This window comes from Gilliamella apicola, assembly GCF_003202915.1.
Lineage (GTDB): Bacteria > Pseudomonadota > Gammaproteobacteria > Enterobacterales > Orbaceae > Gilliamella > Gilliamella apicola_Q.
Window position 1 is genome coordinate 433,330 of the sequence record NZ_QGLP01000005.1, and the last position, 16,431, is coordinate 449,760.

General features: G+C 33.3%; 14 protein-coding genes. 2 read left to right on the forward strand and 12 right to left on the reverse strand.

Features of this window, described 5'->3' with window-relative positions; genetic code table 11:
• Positions 1 to 1,403: 1,403 nt before the first annotated feature.
• The 3 genes from DKK79_RS08130 to DKK79_RS08140 all read right to left on the reverse strand — a co-directional run bounded on the left by DKK79_RS08130 (position 1,404) and on the right by DKK79_RS08140 (position 6,237).
• Positions 1,404 to 2,552, reverse strand: a complete 1,149-nt coding sequence (locus DKK79_RS08130; protein WP_110423634.1) for a tetratricopeptide repeat protein — start codon at positions 2,550 to 2,552, stop codon at positions 1,404 to 1,406.
• Positions 2,553 to 2,855: 303 nt separating this feature from the next.
• Positions 2,856 to 5,210, reverse strand: coding sequence for an SEL1-like repeat protein (locus DKK79_RS08135; RefSeq protein ID WP_110423635.1), 2,355 nt, complete (start codon positions 5,208 to 5,210; stop codon positions 2,856 to 2,858).
• Between the two features lie 304 nt (positions 5,211 to 5,514).
• Complete coding sequence (locus tag DKK79_RS08140) at positions 5,515 to 6,237, reverse strand: tetratricopeptide repeat protein (protein ID WP_110423636.1); 723 nt, start codon at positions 6,235 to 6,237, stop codon at positions 5,515 to 5,517.
• A gap of 661 nt (positions 6,238 to 6,898) precedes the next feature.
• Between DKK79_RS08140 and DKK79_RS08145 the strand changes: the two genes are divergently transcribed.
• Positions 6,899 to 7,072 carry an IS3 family transposase gene (locus DKK79_RS08145; protein WP_181415273.1) on the forward strand — a complete coding sequence of 58 codons (174 nt, stop codon included), beginning with the start codon at positions 6,899 to 6,901 and terminating at the stop codon, positions 7,070 to 7,072.
• A gap of 481 nt (positions 7,073 to 7,553) precedes the next feature.
• Here the strand turns inward: DKK79_RS08145 and DKK79_RS08150 are convergent, their stop codons facing one another.
• Complete coding sequence (locus DKK79_RS08150) at positions 7,554 to 9,392, reverse strand: SGNH/GDSL hydrolase family protein (RefSeq protein ID WP_110423638.1); 1,839 nt, start codon at positions 9,390 to 9,392, stop codon at positions 7,554 to 7,556.
• 1,031 nt (positions 9,393 to 10,423) lie between these two features.
• Between DKK79_RS08150 and DKK79_RS14380 the strand changes: the two genes are divergently transcribed.
• Positions 10,424 to 10,630 (forward strand): hypothetical protein, encoded by a 207-nt coding sequence (locus DKK79_RS14380; RefSeq protein WP_181415274.1) that lies wholly within the window; start codon positions 10,424 to 10,426, stop codon positions 10,628 to 10,630.
• On the opposite strand, the gene DKK79_RS08155 is transcribed toward DKK79_RS14380, so the two are convergent.
• The 8 genes from DKK79_RS08155 to DKK79_RS08190 form a co-directional block, all read right to left on the reverse strand.
• Positions 10,599 to 10,805, reverse strand: coding sequence for a hypothetical protein (locus tag DKK79_RS08155; protein ID WP_110423639.1), 207 nt, complete (start codon positions 10,803 to 10,805; stop codon positions 10,599 to 10,601). The two genes, DKK79_RS14380 and DKK79_RS08155, sit on opposite strands and share 32 nt — an antisense overlap.
• A gap of 1 nt (position 10,806) precedes the next feature.
• Positions 10,807 to 11,736: a hypothetical protein gene (locus DKK79_RS08160; protein WP_110423640.1), complete on the reverse strand. Its 930-nt coding sequence runs from the start codon at positions 11,734 to 11,736 to the stop codon at positions 10,807 to 10,809.
• Between the two features lie 11 nt (positions 11,737 to 11,747).
• Positions 11,748 to 14,252 (reverse strand): host specificity factor TipJ family phage tail protein, encoded by a 2,505-nt coding sequence (locus DKK79_RS08165; protein WP_110423641.1) that lies wholly within the window; start codon positions 14,250 to 14,252, stop codon positions 11,748 to 11,750.
• A complete protein-coding gene (locus DKK79_RS08170) occupies positions 14,236 to 14,652 on the reverse strand; it encodes an NlpC/P60 family protein (RefSeq protein WP_110423642.1) in 417 nt (138 codons plus the stop codon). Before DKK79_RS08170 ends, DKK79_RS08165 begins: the two co-directional genes overlap by 17 nt.
• Complete coding sequence (locus tag DKK79_RS08175) at positions 14,645 to 15,157, reverse strand: hypothetical protein (RefSeq protein WP_110423643.1); 513 nt, start codon at positions 15,155 to 15,157, stop codon at positions 14,645 to 14,647. Before DKK79_RS08175 ends, DKK79_RS08170 begins: the two co-directional genes overlap by 8 nt.
• Before the next feature lie 4 nt (positions 15,158 to 15,161).
• Complete coding sequence (locus DKK79_RS08180; protein ID WP_110423644.1) at positions 15,162 to 15,716, reverse strand: hypothetical protein; 555 nt, start codon at positions 15,714 to 15,716, stop codon at positions 15,162 to 15,164.
• Between the two features lie 88 nt (positions 15,717 to 15,804).
• A complete protein-coding gene (locus DKK79_RS08185) occupies positions 15,805 to 16,107 on the reverse strand; it encodes an addiction module antidote protein (protein ID WP_065561131.1) in 303 nt (100 codons plus the stop codon).
• Positions 16,108 to 16,109: 2 nt separating this feature from the next.
• On the reverse strand, positions 16,110 to 16,376 hold the full coding sequence (locus DKK79_RS08190) for a type II toxin-antitoxin system RelE/ParE family toxin (RefSeq protein WP_110423645.1): 267 nt from the start codon (positions 16,374 to 16,376) through the stop codon (positions 16,110 to 16,112).
• Positions 16,377 to 16,431: the final 55 nt, after the last annotated feature.

The following is a 16,431-nucleotide window of genomic DNA, read 5'->3' on the forward strand; positions in this document are numbered from 1 at the left end:
ATATATCATTAGATATTAATCCGACTAAATTATCTAAATCCTTAAATTTTAGTTCTTCTTTCTCATTATAAATGTTTTATTTAGAGTTAATATAATGTTACTTTTTCTATTTATTAGTACTGATATAATTTATATTCTATCAGTATTGATTATCATCATAGACATATACTTTTATAACATTTACATCAAAAGTCGAAATCTTTTTTTGGCTATTATTAATATCATCTATTATTGAATTCTCAATATTGATTGCAATTCCTCATAGTTAATGCTTATTACACTCTACCATTGCCATTTTAATTACATGTCATTAAATTGAAACTCTATTTTCGTAACTATACGGTCTATCCTAGTTTAGATTTAAATATCAAAGTATTGCTTTATATGCAAAAACGCATTGTTTTGCCAAAGATAACCATAAATGCTATTAGTATAAATCTTATTACTACAAATATTTATACGTTTTTTATCCCTGGAGATGATCTTAAACTTATAACTGAGCTGAACGCATAAATAGTTTAGTCAATTTAATCAAGTTGTTTTTTATTTTATTATTTCAATTATCCCCAGAAATAAAATTACGAATCTACCAAAATTCAGTTCTGAAACCGCAAAACAAAATAATAAACACCTGTTTTTTATACTTTTAAAAGTAAAACACGGAGAGAAATTCATATTTTTGACATAATAACATTTGAATTCATCAGGATTGTTATATTTAGGCGTTTTAGATTTCAATTTTAATTGGTCTACTATTTGATTATAAAACAATTTTTTATCTTCTATATTGATCAAATTTCTTTATTGTTCATTATTTTTATATTACTCGTTGTTTTTTTGATTTATAACTACAAGTTTTTTATCTAGATGAGGACAATAACTTTTTAAAATTTTATTGAGATCAGATCTTTTATTATCATCATTTTCAATTTTTTAAAGGAAATCTTTTCTTGCATAATAATTGATTATAAATTCCAATGCACATTCTAAACAATAACGATATATTAAGCACTCAGAATCAAAAATACTTTAACAGCAGTTAAAACTCATACTGCAATGTCGACACTTTTTCATGCAACAAAATTGAAGGATAACGTTTTTTTAAATGCCATCAACGTCAAAAAACTAGTGAGGAATGTAGCAGATTTTTGTAGCACAACGCAATACGATTATACCTTGATTTGACCACGTGTTTTCTACTGAAATAAAAGTTATGCTTTGATATAGCTGAACATCGACACAATCAACTTAAGAAGACGATGTTGAATAGAAGGTTATTTTGATTAAGATTAAGATTAAAAATACACCAACTCGTTTTTTATCCTAAGGAGAAAACAGAAAAAGCACTCATTGAGTGCTTTTGATGAAAAACGGAGAATTAAGGTGTTTTTGAAATAATTTAATTATTCTGTTAGTTGCTTTAATTTATTACAAGCCTTTTCGTAATGCTTTTCGCAAGCTAATTGGTAATACTTTTTAGCTAAAGATATATTTTGCTCAATACCATTACCTTCATCATACATAACCGCTAAAATGTATTGAGCGTCAGGTTCACCCTGTTTAGCCGCTTTTGTATACCAATATACTGCCTTTTGTTTATCTTGCTCTGTGCCGTCACCTTTATTATACATAAGCGCTAAATTATATTGGCCGTCAGCATTACTTCGCTCTGCTGATTTTGTATACCAATAAAACGCCTTCTGTTTACCTTCTTTTATACCTTCACTTTCGTCATACATATACGCTAAATTATATTGTGCGTTGGTGTGACCTTGCTCTGCAGCTTTTGTATACCAATAAAACGCCTTCTGCTTATCTTGCTCTATGTCTTCTCCTTTATAATAAATATTCCCTAAATTATATTGGGCATTAACATCACCTTGTTCTGCCGATTTTATATACCAATATTCCGCCTTTTGCTTATCTTGCTCTATGCCATCTCCTTTATCATACATAAGCGCTAAATTGTTTTGCGCCATTAACAGACCTTGCTTCGCTGCTTCTGTATACCAATAAAACGCCTTTTGCTTATCTTGCTCTATGCCATCACCTTGACTATAATTAACCCCTAAATTGTGTTGTGCAACGGCGTCACCTTGCTCCGCCGCTTTTGTATACCAATATACCGCCTTTTGCTTATCTTGTTCTATGCCATCACCATTATCATACATAAACCCTAAACTGTTTTGGGCACTAGCATAACCTTGTTCTGCTGATTTTGATAACCAATATACAGCTTTAACTTTATCTTGGGCTATGCCATCACCGAAATAATACTTTTTCCCTAAATTGTTTTGTGCAATGGAGTTACTTTGCTCTGCTGCTTTTGTATACCAATATACTGCCTTTTGTTTATCTTGTTCGGTGCCATCACCTTTATCATACATCATCGCTAAATTATATTGGGCTTCTGCATCACCTTGCTCTGCTTGTTCCTTACAGGGAGTAAAGGCATTTTCATAATTTTCTTTATGCCAATATTCACTGCATTGATTTGCATACCCGGCAAAAGAAAATAAGAGTGATAAGATGACTAATATTCCTTTTTTCATAATTTCCCTTATATTATATTTATATTAACAACGAAAACTGACTTATGCTTTTTAAATGTCATTTTAATGATAATAATTATCAATGTATTTAGAATAATTTATACAAAATTATTCATAGGATTTTTATAAAAATCGAAGAAAACTATAACGAGTTTTTCAGAAAAAATCATTAATAGAATGGCTATTTTGAAGCAAATTAAAAATGCTTTAACTCATTTTTAATCTTGGGAGGAACACAAAAAGCACTCGTTGAGTACTTTTTGTGAAAAACGGTGATTTAAGGTGTTTTTTGAAATAATTAAATTATTCAGTTAGTTGCTTTAATTTATTACAAGCCTTTTCAAAACTTTGCTCACATGACTTTTTAAAATATTCATTAGCTAATGATTTGTTTTGCTCAACGCCATCACCTTTATCATACATAATCGCTAAATTATATTGAGCGTCAGCATCACCTTTTTCTGCTATTTTTGTATACCAATAAAACGCCTTTTGCTTATCTTGCTTTATGCCATCACCTTTATCATACATAACCGCTAAGCTATATTGGGCGTAAACATAATTTTGTTCTGCTGCTTTTGTATACCAATATACAGCCTTTTGTTTATCCTGTTCTATACCTTCGCCGTAACTATACATAATCCCTAAATTGTTTTGTGCAGTGGAGTTACCTTGCTTCGCCGCTTTCGTATACCAATATACAGCCTCTTGTTTATCTTGCTTTATGCCATCACCGTAATAATATTTATTCCCTAAATTTTTTTGTGCAATGGCGTTACCTTGCTCTGCCGCTTTTGTATACCAATAAAACGCTTTTTGTTTATCTTGCTCCGTACCGTCACCGTCATTGTACATAAGTGCTAAATTATATTGAGCTTCAGCATTTCCTTGTCTTGCTGCTTTTGTATACCAATATATTGCCTTTTGTTTATCTTGTTCTGTGCCGTCACCTTTATCATACATTATCGCTAAATTATATTGGCCGTCAGCATTACTTTGTTCTGCTGCTTTTGTATACCAATAAAACGCTTTCTGTTTATCTTGCTCTATGTCATCACCGTAATAATACTTATTTCCTATATTTTTTTGTGCAATGGCGTTACCTTGCTCTGCCGCTTTTGTGAACCAATATATTGCCTTTTGTTTATCTTGGTTTATGCTATCACCGTTATCATACATAACCGCTAAATTATTTTGCGCACCTAATTGATCTTGCTCCGCTGCTTTTGTATACCAATAAAACGCTTTCTGTTTATCTTGCTCTATGCCTTCACCTTTATCATACGCGACCGCTAAATTATATTGGGCTTCAGCATCACCTTGTTCTGCTATTTTTGTATACCAATATAACGCTTTTTGTTCATCTTGCTCAGTACCAAAACCTTTAGCATACATAAGAACTAAATTATATTGGGCTTTAGTATTACCTTGTTCTGCTGCTTTTGTATACCAATATAAAGCCTTTTGTTTATCTTGCTCTATACCTTCACCTTCATCATACATATATGCTAAAAAATATTGAGCCTCAGCATTACCTTGCTCTGCTCCTACTTTACAGGGAGTAAAAGCTTTTTCAAAATTTTCAAAATATTCCTTATACCAATATTCATTGCATTGATTTTCTTTTATTTTATTTAATTTATTACAAGCTTCTTGAGAATGCCCTTCACAAGCTAGTTGGTAATACTTTTTAGCTAAAGATTTATCTTGCTCAACGTCATTACCATAATCATATTTAACCGCTAAATTATATTGAGCATCAGCATTACCTTTTTCTGCCGATTCTCTATACCAATATACCGCCCACTTCTTATTTTGCTCTATGCCATCACCTTTATCATACATAAGTGCTAAATTGTTTTGTGCAATGAGGTTACCTTTATACGCTGCTTTTTTATACCAATAATACGCCTTTTGTTTATCTTGCTCTACGCCATCTCCGTCACTATACATAATCGCTAAATTATATTGGGCGTCAGCATTACCTTGCTCTGCCGATTTTGTATACCAATAAAACGCCTTTTGCTTATCTGGCTCTATGCCATCACCTTTATAATACATATCGGCTAAATTGTATCTGGCGCGGTAGGTACCTTGCTCGGCTGCTTTTGTATACCAATATAAAGCCTTTTGTTTATCTTGCCCTGTGCCGTCACCTTTATCATACATAAGCGCCAAATTATATTGGGCGTCAGGTTCACCCTGTTTAGCCGCTTTTGTATACCAATATACTGCCTTTTGTTTATTTTGTTCGATACCATTACCGTCATTATACATAACTGCTAAATCATATTGGGCGTCAGCATTTCCTTGTTCTGCTGCTTTTGTATACCAATATAACGCCTTTTGTTTATCTTGTTCTAAGCCATCTCCTTTATCATACCCAGACGCTAAAAAATATTGTGCATCAGCATTACCTTGCTCTGCAGCTTTTGTAGACCAATATACAGCCTCTTGTTCATCTTCTTCTACCCCTTCGCCGTTATAATACATATACGCTAAATAATATTGGGCTTCAGCATTACCTTGTTCTGCCTCTTCTTTACAGGGAGTAAAGGCTTTTTCATAATTTTCCTTATGCCAATATTCACTGCATTGATTTGCATACCCGGCAAAAGAAAATAAGAGTGATAAGATGACTAATATTCCTTTTTTCATAATTTTCCTTATATTATATTTATATTAACAACGAAAACTGACTTATACATTTTAAATGTTATTTTAGAGATATTAATTATCAATGTGTTTAGAATAATTTATACAAAATTATTCATAGGATTTTTATAAAAATCGAAGAAAACTATAACGAGTTTTTCAGAAAAAATCATTAATAGAATGGCTATTTTGAACCAAATTAAAAATGCATCAACGCATTTTTAATCTTAGGGAAAAACATAAAAAGCACTCGTTGAGTGCTTTTGGTGAAAAATGAAGATTTAAGGTGTTTTTTGAAATAATTTAATTATTCTGTTAGTTGCTTTAATTTATTACAAGCCTCTTGAGAATATCCATCGCAGGCTTGTTGATAATACTTTTGTGCTAAGGATCTATTTTGCTCAACACCATCGCCTTTATCATACATAAGCGCTAAATTGTATTGTGCAGTCGAGTAACCTTTCTCTGCTGCTTTTGTATACCAATATACTGCCTTTTGCTTATCTTGCTCGGTGCCATCACCTTTATCATACATAACCGCTAAATTATTTTGCGCCTTAAAATCACCTTGTTCCGCGGCTTTTTCATACCAATAAAACGCCTTTTGTTTATCTTGCTTTATACCATCACCGCCACTATATATGAGAGCTAAATTAAATTGAGCGTAAGGATCACCATTTTCTGCAACTTTTGTATACCAATATACCGCTTTTTGCTTATCTTGCTCTATGCCGTCTCCTTGATCATACATATACGCTAAAAAAAATTGGGCTCCAGCATTACCTTGCTCTGCCGCTTTTGTAGACCAATAATACGCCCTTTGTTTATCTTGCTCTGTACCATGACCTTCATCATACACATATATATATGCTAAATAATATTGGGCTTGAGCATTACCTTGCTCAGCTTCTTCTTTACAGAAAGTAAAGGCTTTTTCATAGTGTTCCTTATGCCAATATTTACTGCATTGATTTGCATAACCGGCAAAAGAAAATAAGAATGATGAGATGACTAATATTCCTCTTTTCATAATTTTCCTTATATTATATTTACACTAACAACGAAAACTTATTTATGTTTTTTATATGTTATTTTAATGATAATAATTATCAATGTATTTAGAATAATTTATACAAAATTATTAATAGGATGGATATTTTGATTAAAATTAAAAATGCATTAAATCATTTTTGATCTTGATGGAAAATAGAAAAAGTACTCATTGAGTGCTTTTTGAAATATTGGAATGTCGACACTATCTCATACAACAAAATTAAGGGGTAACGCTTTATCTACAAGGTAAAACCCGCAGTGAACGAGTTTTACAGTACGAGTTAACGCCATCAGTATCTGGTAGATGGATAACACAATACTTCACAACAGATTCATTGAAAACTAAAGATAATTACTGAAGATAAAGAGTTACTAGCCCTACGCAAAGAGAATAAACGGCTACTGATAGAAAACGATATCCTCAAGCAAGCCGCACTGATAATCGGGCTAAAATCGCAGTGATACAATCAAATCAACATCACCATTCATTGACTTGATTGTGTCGATGTTTAGGTATATCAAGGCATTACTTTTATTATTAGTGCAAAACTCTGCAACCAAATATTTTTTAGTATATATAAAATTTTGATAATCAATTATTTGATAGTCTTTTTGAGGTATTGGGTAACACACGCTCATTGAGCCATAAAGGATGGCTTTACGATAATGCCGTTGCTGAAGCGACATTTAATACAATTAAAATTGAATTTGTCAAAAATGAAATATTCTCCAATAGGAATGAACTACGACAACGTTTTTCTGCTTATGCATATTGGTACAACAACAATCAGCTATATTCATCTTTAGGTTAATTGACGACGAAGGCATTTAATAAACAGTTACCCCTTAATTTTGTTGTATGAAAAGTGTAGGCATACCAACTTGGTCTTTAGTTATTGATAACTATTCTAACTTGTGCAGGATTATTTGGTCTACTGCGCTAGCTGATTCGTACTTGCACCGAATTCAAAACATAACACAGAATGGGTTACGTTGTAGGTAAGTGGATCTTACTTTAAGCCAGTAGGTATTAATATATACGTTCATAGGATTTACTTAACCTTATTTTAACACTTAGGCGACCCATTTTTTATCGCTCTTTTTCATATTTATACCTTTATTTATTTTCAAGATAATAAAAACCGCCTAAGCGGTTTAGTAATAATGAAACTTCAAAAGCTAAAAAAGAATTTCGTTTATCAAGATAAGTAGTTATTTTTATTATTTTTTAAAATGTATCTTTATTAATAATTACCTTTACGTCCGAACTCAATACCGTAAAAATAACGTTAATTAATCGATGTTATCTTTGTACCATACCTCCGCCCTTGTTATATTAAATTGTGTTGAAATATCCTCATCTCGCGATACATTTTTACTAAAAATATTTCCAAAAATACCTGAAAATGGAAATGCAAACAGTGGCGAAATAACATGATGACTTAATAAGCCATACTGTTCGTTTAATGAATTCATAATAATATTGTTAGATTTATCAATATAGAATTCTAATAATAATTTACAATTTGTTTTATCAATAAAAATTGGGATAATACCCTCTGCAGCGGTTGAATATGTTGTTTCATTTTTCTCAACCGATGTTCTAATGACATTCGCCGACAAACTAGATGCATTCAATTTAAACAACATAAATCCGTCATTATACATTTTTCGCATACCCTTGGTTTGTGTTAGTACAATTCCATTTTGTTCTGGTCCCTCAAATTCTAAATATAAATATGTTTTTTTGCCATCAACAAATAATTGCAATGAGTCCTGTCCAATCTGATCATACAGATCTCTTCTAATATAATTGACTATATTCTTGCGCGCCGGGACCGTTGCGATACACCGAATAGGGCCGGATTTATATAATAAATTACGGGGATTTAAATTAGATTCGTAATTTTTAACGAAATCAAAAAAACCAAAATAAAAATCAGTTGTGTCAATTTGTTTATCTTTACCATAAATATATGACAATTTATTTAACCCATATTTTAAATCGCACAGATACCGGGGAACATCAACCCCTCCATAACTGGTTTTCCCGTTTGTCATATCAAATCTAGGTAAGATCCTATAGGAGTTAACTACATCACTCATAATATCTTTGTGCATAACATAGCTACCCGTGGCATTTTCATATGAAGCTTGACGATAAACGCACGCAACGTTGTTAGTTTCACACCAAACATAAACTTCCATGGTTGGCTGGTTAATGAATTTCTTAACATCTTTCGCGAGTACAATTGATAAATATTTTGTACCTGTGCCAGTGTATTGGCTGGCATAACCAAATGGAGAATTAGATTTACTATCCATAAAATTAATTGATTGATACTGTGTGGAATCATTAATAATAACGGTATTTGAATATAAACGACTTGCTAGCCACATTGCTTGATATTTATGCCCCAAATCACCAAAATGTAATCCGTCGGGTTGCAATTCCCCCCATTTATATTGATTGTTATTTTGTAACCAACTAATCATTGCATTGGATAAATCAAAAAATGGGATATTATATTTTTGGGCTAAATATTCTTTAGCTTGATTATATTGTTGAGTAACATCTATTTTATCCCTTTCGCTTCCGTCCTTTTTTGATAGGTATGTTAGATTACATGATAGCAACACAGGGGTTGAATCATCTTTTATAACTTTTTTAATTAATAGCTCTGTTTGATTAATATATCGATATAGCCGATTAGTTCTAGCGGCGTCATTTAGTCCAAAGTTGATGATAACCATATCACATACTCCGTAGTACGGATTTTTTGTGATATTGGCCTCATAATTATCTGTTGCCCAACCGTTTTCTATTCGTTGTCCGCTAAATCCTGCATTAAAAACGTTTATATTATTATTATGATACATTTCTCTAAGCAACAATTGTAACTGAGCTGGCCACGCATTAGGGGCATTGAGATTATGATCTGTTCCTGTAATATTTTTTTTATGGTTTGTTGTATTGATACCATCGGTGGTCGAATCACCATAACATGCAATTTTAACATCTTCCCCGGCCGCCATTTTTGCCATTATTAGATGTAGCTTATTGTAGTCTTCGGGGAAAGTATCTAATATCCGCTGTTTACTTTCACCGGTTTGTTGCTTAATGACTGACATGATTTATCTCCTTACATATTCATATTGTATTATTTTGGGGAAGTGTTTTGATTTTAACTGGTAACTTCTATTACTGCTTTTTAGTTACTAAATAATTATCTTTGTTAAATCATTTTTAGCCAATTAAGCAAAATTGTGACAAATTGAAATACAATACGAAAAGAGATTGTCGATCTGTTAAGCAAAAATCAGTTACTGTTATTAATCACCTTTACCGACTTTTTCATATTTATATCTTTTTTAGATAATGAAAAACTACCGAAGGTAGTTATTGAATGGTGAGTTTATTCATCATTTAGTTATCCCTTCTCCTTTTATAGCTGATATTCTTGAGGTGACATTTTTCTACTACTATATTTTTTATTTGATACTCTATAATGATTAGTATTTGGTATATAATTTTCTTGAAAATCTAAATCAATATTATTCATTTCAGCTATCATTTTCACATAACCTCTTATTAATCTTTGGCTAAACTCATACCATCTAGGTCGCTTTCTATCTGCGTGGCGAACAATGATTGCTCCATAATCTAATTTTGTTAAATTATTAATTTTTGAACTCTGTTTTTTATTGTAAACAACTGAAATGTTTAATGGCTTACATATTGATTGATAAGATGTATAAATATTAATTTTATGTCTAAAAAATCAACTCTATCGGCTATAGACCATTGAATGCTAATTAGTTAAGCCAATTTTCAAACAAGGGCACAATTTGGTCACAAGATGAAAACAAGGATAATCTACAGTTAGACTTACTAATAGTAACTAAAGGATGATAATAGAATTTTATGGCGTCCCCTACAGGATTAAAAATAAATACATAACAATTTGATTAACAAAACTAAATAATAAAACAAAAATAAAAACACCGTTAAAAATACCGTTAGAATTTTTAATTTATTCAATCCACCTCTCAAAATTCCACATCAATAATTCACATCAAAGTATTTTACTTTATGATATATAAAACAAACTATTTTTAATCTTATGATAACAATCAAATACACTATACCGATTTATGTACGAATGACGCCCGACGATTACGATGACGAAATCGCTGGCGAATGCTACATAATCAACAGCCACGACGATCACAATTACGTGTTCTACCAAAATGATAAAACTATGTTTGATATCGCTGATTTTGTGATGTTGTCTGATGCTGTTGAATATTGTAAGTTGAAGATTGATGCGGTGGTGGTTAACTCAATTCTGGCTTTTCTGGAAAAATAACAGCTTCACCATCATTTTTTACCCAATCCCCACTATCATTAATTATATAATTATCAGCCGGTGGGGTTGAATTTTTCAGAACCACAAACCCTGCAGGGCATTTTGGTTCATTATCATTATAAAAATGAATTTCAACAAACGAATCTCCAATTTTACCAAAGACAATTTTTTTCATTTTATACTCCAATTTTAACAATTATCAATCTATATGGTAGTGATGTCATAACATTGTCGGCACCTGATGGGTTCCCATCATGAAAACATCGAGCTCTTACAGATGAATTACCTGTTTGGATAACGATTTTATTTCCGTAACTATTTGTTTTTACACCGTACCCACCATTACTAAAAACCATTTCATCATGTTTATACCACACTCCAGATTCATAAAACTCGACCCATGAATTAACTAAATTTGTATTGAAGGGATTGTCTATAACTATGCGTTGATTTGTATAAAGTAAAGCCGGCTCAGATACAGAGCCGTCCGGATACAAAATAACTGATTGACCACAGAATTTATTGATATTTGCTGATGTAATGACCTCATAAAAAGGTTGCTTACCATCTGGGGTTGAGCAGCGGTAGTAAATACGAGGGATCTTGCTTTGAACAACAGCTAATTTTTCAACATACAAACCCTTAGTCCAAGCCGGATAAACAACGAGGCTCGCCGAGTCATTTCTATTTTTTTGTAGTTCTGGGAATGATGTTGTTCTCATTCCATAGCAACCACCTGCCAATATGTTGTCTGGATTATTTAACGGTACGCCAGTGTATGAGCCGATACCGTAGTCTCCAGTACCTAAAACCGGTTTACCATTAATTGTTGGCATTTTTTTGAACTCAACACTATCACCTACCGAATAAGTTGAAACTTCATTATCAACAATTCTAGTGGCAGGTAAAGCCCCTACACTGATATCATCACTTAATTTATTTATATCTGTGACGATTTTGTGCAATGTTTTGAATTTAGAACCAAAACGATTAGCAGTGAAATCATTTTGGCTATTCACAAATTCATCAACAATAATTGTGTTATCATTTAAATCAGCTAAATCATTGGATGGAAACTGATTAAATGTGTTTTGTCGTTGTGCCATTTTATCTCCTATTATTCAGTAAAATAACCGTTTTCACGGTCATATTCATATATGCGAGAATCATAGTTAGTTAAATTCACATGATAAACGCCGTTATTAAATTGTTTTTTTGTCAGAATAAATTCGGTTGGCTCTTCTGAAATTATTTCAGTGATGATAAATATTGAGCCACATTGAATATCAATGTTATTCGCCACATATGCATCAGCATAATCAGCTACAAAAGAGTTTTTATTATGAGATGTAATGTTGATCCAGTTGCTCGGATAACCGCCTTTATTAGTGATTGCAACACGATACATCTTATTAGGGTCTAACGTTAATTCTTGATCTACATAAAACGTTTTATTTTCAATACGAATAATTTCGCCGCTAACAATCGTTTCATCGTAAGTATCGGACCAAAGTACCAAATCCCCTTTATCGACCAGATTAGCATCATTAATCACCTCATCCTCTATCAATGTACGTTCATAGATTAAGCGTCTAATTTCAAGCTGTGCACGATTCATCGCTTGTTCATAGTTGCGACAACCAGATAATTGAAGCTTATTTGGTCTGAACGCACAACCTTTTATAATTTGATTATTTACTATGCGTAAGTCGATATAAGCCTTTTTATCTGTGCCTTTAGGTCTATCCTTACTTGAATCGATATACTCTACTTGAACACCGTCAAATGTTGATGGTAAGCTAGATTTTTTCTGAACAGTTCCGCCAGTATCACTTTTCACTAGATTGAGTGAGTTAAACATAGCAACTGGACGCAACTTCTCTTCATTTCGTGCAAATCGCCATTTTTGGCCATCTCGATAAACATACACTCTTGCGGCATTACAGATAGTTTCGATTCTCTGTCCTAACGACACATCAATATCATCAAATGAGAAATCAAAATAACCAAGCCTTTCATTAAACGACTTTAATTTTTCATCTATTGCATAAAGCGAATCCAAATCCAGTTCATTTGGGTCACGACCAAAAACGGCAACAAATTGATGGAGCACGGCATCAGCGAATGATCGTGACGGTTTGAGCGTGTAGTCAATTTGTTTAGTGTTGCGATTATATGAGATAGTTTTACGAGTTGCTTCAACGTTGAATTTCAGCTCTTTCAATGAAGTTGCTTGCGATGTTGCTCTAGTTCTAACGTAAATTAACGTGTCTTTCACTCTATAATTGTAATCGAAATCAACAATATAGACATTTTCAACCTTAACTTGGTCTGACAAATCACTTTTACCGTTATTCAATCGTCCAATGATTAGCGCGTATTTATTTTTGCCTCGACTAGGTTTAATCTTAACAGTAATACTTTGTGGTTCATACGTATCTAACCATTCGCCCCAAAGTGTTGTTTCACGAGTTCCCGGTACTTCATTCCCAAAATCATCAATTACCCACCATACGAATTGACATAAAACATCACCTTTCAAACCGCGTTGGAATACTAAATCAGTCCATATCTCAGTACCGGCTTCTGGTAAAATAAAAGCGTCAGTGTATACGCCACCCGTGTGTTGAACTGTTACGTACGTCTTATCGACCGTGAATTTTCTGATGAGGCCATTCTTAGGCTCAAATCTTAATCGGTGAACATTATTCGCGATTAATACTGGTTGATTGTTTTCTATTGTAGTTGACATCAATGTCGCCCTATACACAACATTTCCTCGATATGTCTTTTCAGACCTCGTGGTAATAGTTGCGCGAACAATGAAATGTATTTCGACAGGTTTGGGTAAATTAAATAAATAATCAACATTATCTTCACTATTCAATGTCATGGTAACCGTGTCATCTTTCAGCTTTAAACCTACTAGGTTTTTATATGCCTTTTCAAATAAAACTTCATTCGAAAGATTTGGAGGTACCAACTCTTGACCGTCCACCTCGGCACTTGGAAATTGATATCTAACAACAGGGATGATATCGCCGGGATGATAAACAGTGTAAGCTGTGCCAGCTATTTTATCTAATAGCGTTTGATCATATTTGAATTTGTCGAATTCGTAATAACCGACACCAACACAAAATAGATGCTCAATATATTTAACGTTGTTTATGTACTCAGAGCCGGCAGGATTAACAATATCTGGATAAGAGCGGACACAGCCGTAAATGTCCGGTTTTGCTTGATATAGACGAGCAATATTGGTTTGCCCCGTCAATTTGTTGTTAGTGCTATCCTTTTGCTCGCCACTATTGTTGGGCACTTTTGGTTTTGGCGTTAATGCATATGCAACAACAGCAGCAACAACGGCAACAACGATAGCGACAACAGTAGACGCTTGTTGTCTATTTACTATGACGATTTTATCAAATACCGTTGCTGTGCGTGATAAATCAAATGTCAGCGGATCGATTTTTTCGCCATTTAGATAAATATCGATTGTTTGATGATTAAGGCTTTTAGGTAGATGATTTTTTATGTTTTGAAAAAGAGAAAGGGAGGTATTTAAATCATAACGTTCATTGCCCGTTAGCCCATTTGGGTCTTTACAATAAATCAGCATATTTATAATATTCCACTTTTGTATACATTTTTTCGATTGCGTCGATTTTGTTATATTGAACTTGTCCACCCTGCTCGCCGTTCCCCTTTGCATGTAATGCGTGATTATCAATGACTATTCCAACGTGGGTTGGTGTATCACCCAGATAAGCAAGGAATACGGCATTGTTAATTTTTCCGCACGGCAACCAATGACGTCTGGCTTCTGGTAATGCCTCAACTTGCAATGTGGTTTGTTTATCTTCATAACCAGTAATCGGCGTCAGTTCAATACCTAAAACATGGCGATAATACAGAATTACTAAACCCCAACAGTCCATTTGCTCAAACGTACTAGCTCTATCGACCCATCTAGCACCAATTGATTTTTTAATAAATTCATTTACTGTCATTTTATGCATATGCAAGTCCTCTGTATTCCTCAAGGGTGTAGATGGGGTTACTCTCTGTGTTTCTTGGTTTTGCTAAAATCATCGGGTTATCATCGCTAGCCGATATTTCAACAGTTGTTCGATTAAATCTAACCCCGGATTCCGAAACATACAGAGCATATCGTTGTGTTGGTTTATTCATTGATAACTCATTATATTGCTCATAAATCATAGAGATAGGCGATTGCCAACCGAATGGAGAAATCGAATTGATTATTTTTTTAAATTCATCACCGACATAAATACGTGAAAATTGAATAGTTAATTTTGGCATTAACTCAGAACCCTGATCTGGCAAATTAATTTTTGCAGCAACTGGAATATATTCATTACCGCCAAATATAATTGGTTTAAATTGATTCAAAACTAGGCGTACCGGCTCTCTAAACTCAGGATGATTAAAAGTGACGGTGTCATATTCTTCCGCGGGATTTTTCTGAGTGAAAAACTCTCTCTGCTCTTGTGAAATCGGCATTTAATCACCTCATTTTATTTAATTGCGCGTTAACAATTTTATCTAGGAACAGCGCGGCTTCTTTATTATGATATTTTAAAAATATCGAATTATTAAATTGCGTACTAACAATTTCATCCAAGAACAACCTAGCTTCTTTATTATAATAATTCTGATATAGCGAAACGCTCTTAGGTATATAATCTGGTGGTCCGTAATTTTCGATGAATAATGTTGCTGTGTAGTTCCACAGCAAGCTGTTAGGACGACTAACATTGAGCAATGAATCGGGCAGAAATCGGCATCGTATAGTTTGAGAAGTTTCCCACTCAGTCGCTAATTTAATGTCAAACGGTAAAAAACCATTCTTCAGAACATTAGCAAACCAGTCCATGAATATTTGCGCTTCTAGTTTAGAAGAAAAAGTAAAACTAATACTGCGAGTCGTTGGTTGATTTTGCGCAATTTTTTTGAAGTACATTTTCCCGCTTCTGCTCTCAACGGTTGTGAATTGGGCAGACTGTTGACGAGAATAGGTGCTAAGTTGTACCGTTTTCTGAGGCAACGGGTAATTGTTCATTATTTTCTCCAGACATAAAAAAGCCCGCAATAGCGAGCTTTAGGTTTGATTTTATTTTGTATATCTACATTAGATTTTCCATACTCAGTTAACAACAATCAGCATGTTTTTGTGAGGAAAACTGCATTTGCAAACCTAATGCTTGAACAATTTTAAAGATTGTATTAAAAGTGGGGTTCCCCTCACCTGATAACGCTTTATAAATACCCTCACGACTTATACCTGTATCACGTGAAAGCTGACTGATGTTTTTAGCTCTAGCTATATCACCAAGTGCAATAAATAAAAATTTAGGGTCTCCTTCTTCTATTGCGGCATTTAAATATTCTTGCATTTCTTCATCAGTATTTAAAAAATCAACCACATCAAAAGTTTTTAGTTTTGTAGTCATAATTAACCCCATTTATTTGCTAATTCTTTAGCAATTTTAATATCTGTTTGTTGTGTATCCTTGTCACCGCCACACAATAAAATAACAATTTCATTATTGCGGTTAACAAAATAAACCCTATACCCTTTTCCACAGTGAATACGCATTTCTGATACACCGCTGCCTACAGGCTTAACATCACCAAAATTACCTTCTTGCATGCGACGAATTCGAACTTTAATTTTAGCTGCTGCAGTTTTATCTTTAAGCGACTTCAACCATTTTTCCATTTGCTGTGTATAACGGTTTATCCCTGTATACACAGGGAACACCAGCGCTACTAAG

Bases quoted from the DNA above. Each gene is read 5' to 3' on its own strand.
- DKK79_RS08130 (WP_110423634.1), bottom strand. From the start codon at position 2,552: ATGAAAAAAGGAATATTAGTCATCTTATCACTCTTATTTTCTTTTGCC.
- DKK79_RS08135 (WP_110423635.1), bottom strand. From the start codon at position 5,210: ATGAAAAAAGGAATATTAGTCATCTTATCACTCTTATTTTCTTTTGCC.
- DKK79_RS08140 (WP_110423636.1), bottom strand. From the start codon at position 6,237: ATGAAAAGAGGAATATTAGTCATCTCATCATTCTTATTTTCTTTTGCC.
- DKK79_RS08150 (WP_110423638.1), bottom strand. From the start codon at position 9,392: ATGTCAGTCATTAAGCAACAAACCGGTGAAAGTAAACAGCGGATATTA.
- DKK79_RS14380 (WP_181415274.1), top strand. From the start codon at position 10,424: ATGACGCCCGACGATTACGATGACGAAATCGCTGGCGAATGCTACATA.
- DKK79_RS08155 (WP_110423639.1), bottom strand. From the start codon at position 10,805: ATGAAAAAAATTGTCTTTGGTAAAATTGGAGATTCGTTTGTTGAAATT.
- DKK79_RS08160 (WP_110423640.1), bottom strand. From the start codon at position 11,736: ATGGCACAACGACAAAACACATTTAATCAGTTTCCATCCAATGATTTA.
- DKK79_RS08165 (WP_110423641.1), bottom strand. From the start codon at position 14,252: ATGCTGATTTATTGTAAAGACCCAAATGGGCTAACGGGCAATGAACGT.
- DKK79_RS08170 (WP_110423642.1), bottom strand. From the start codon at position 14,652: ATGCATAAAATGACAGTAAATGAATTTATTAAAAAATCAATTGGTGCT.
- DKK79_RS08175 (WP_110423643.1), bottom strand. From the start codon at position 15,157: ATGCCGATTTCACAAGAGCAGAGAGAGTTTTTCACTCAGAAAAATCCC.
- DKK79_RS08180 (WP_110423644.1), bottom strand. From the start codon at position 15,716: ATGAACAATTACCCGTTGCCTCAGAAAACGGTACAACTTAGCACCTAT.
- DKK79_RS08185 (WP_065561131.1), bottom strand. From the start codon at position 16,107: ATGACTACAAAACTAAAAACTTTTGATGTGGTTGATTTTTTAAATACT.
- DKK79_RS08190 (WP_110423645.1), bottom strand. From the start codon at position 16,376: ATGGAAAAATGGTTGAAGTCGCTTAAAGATAAAACTGCAGCAGCTAAA.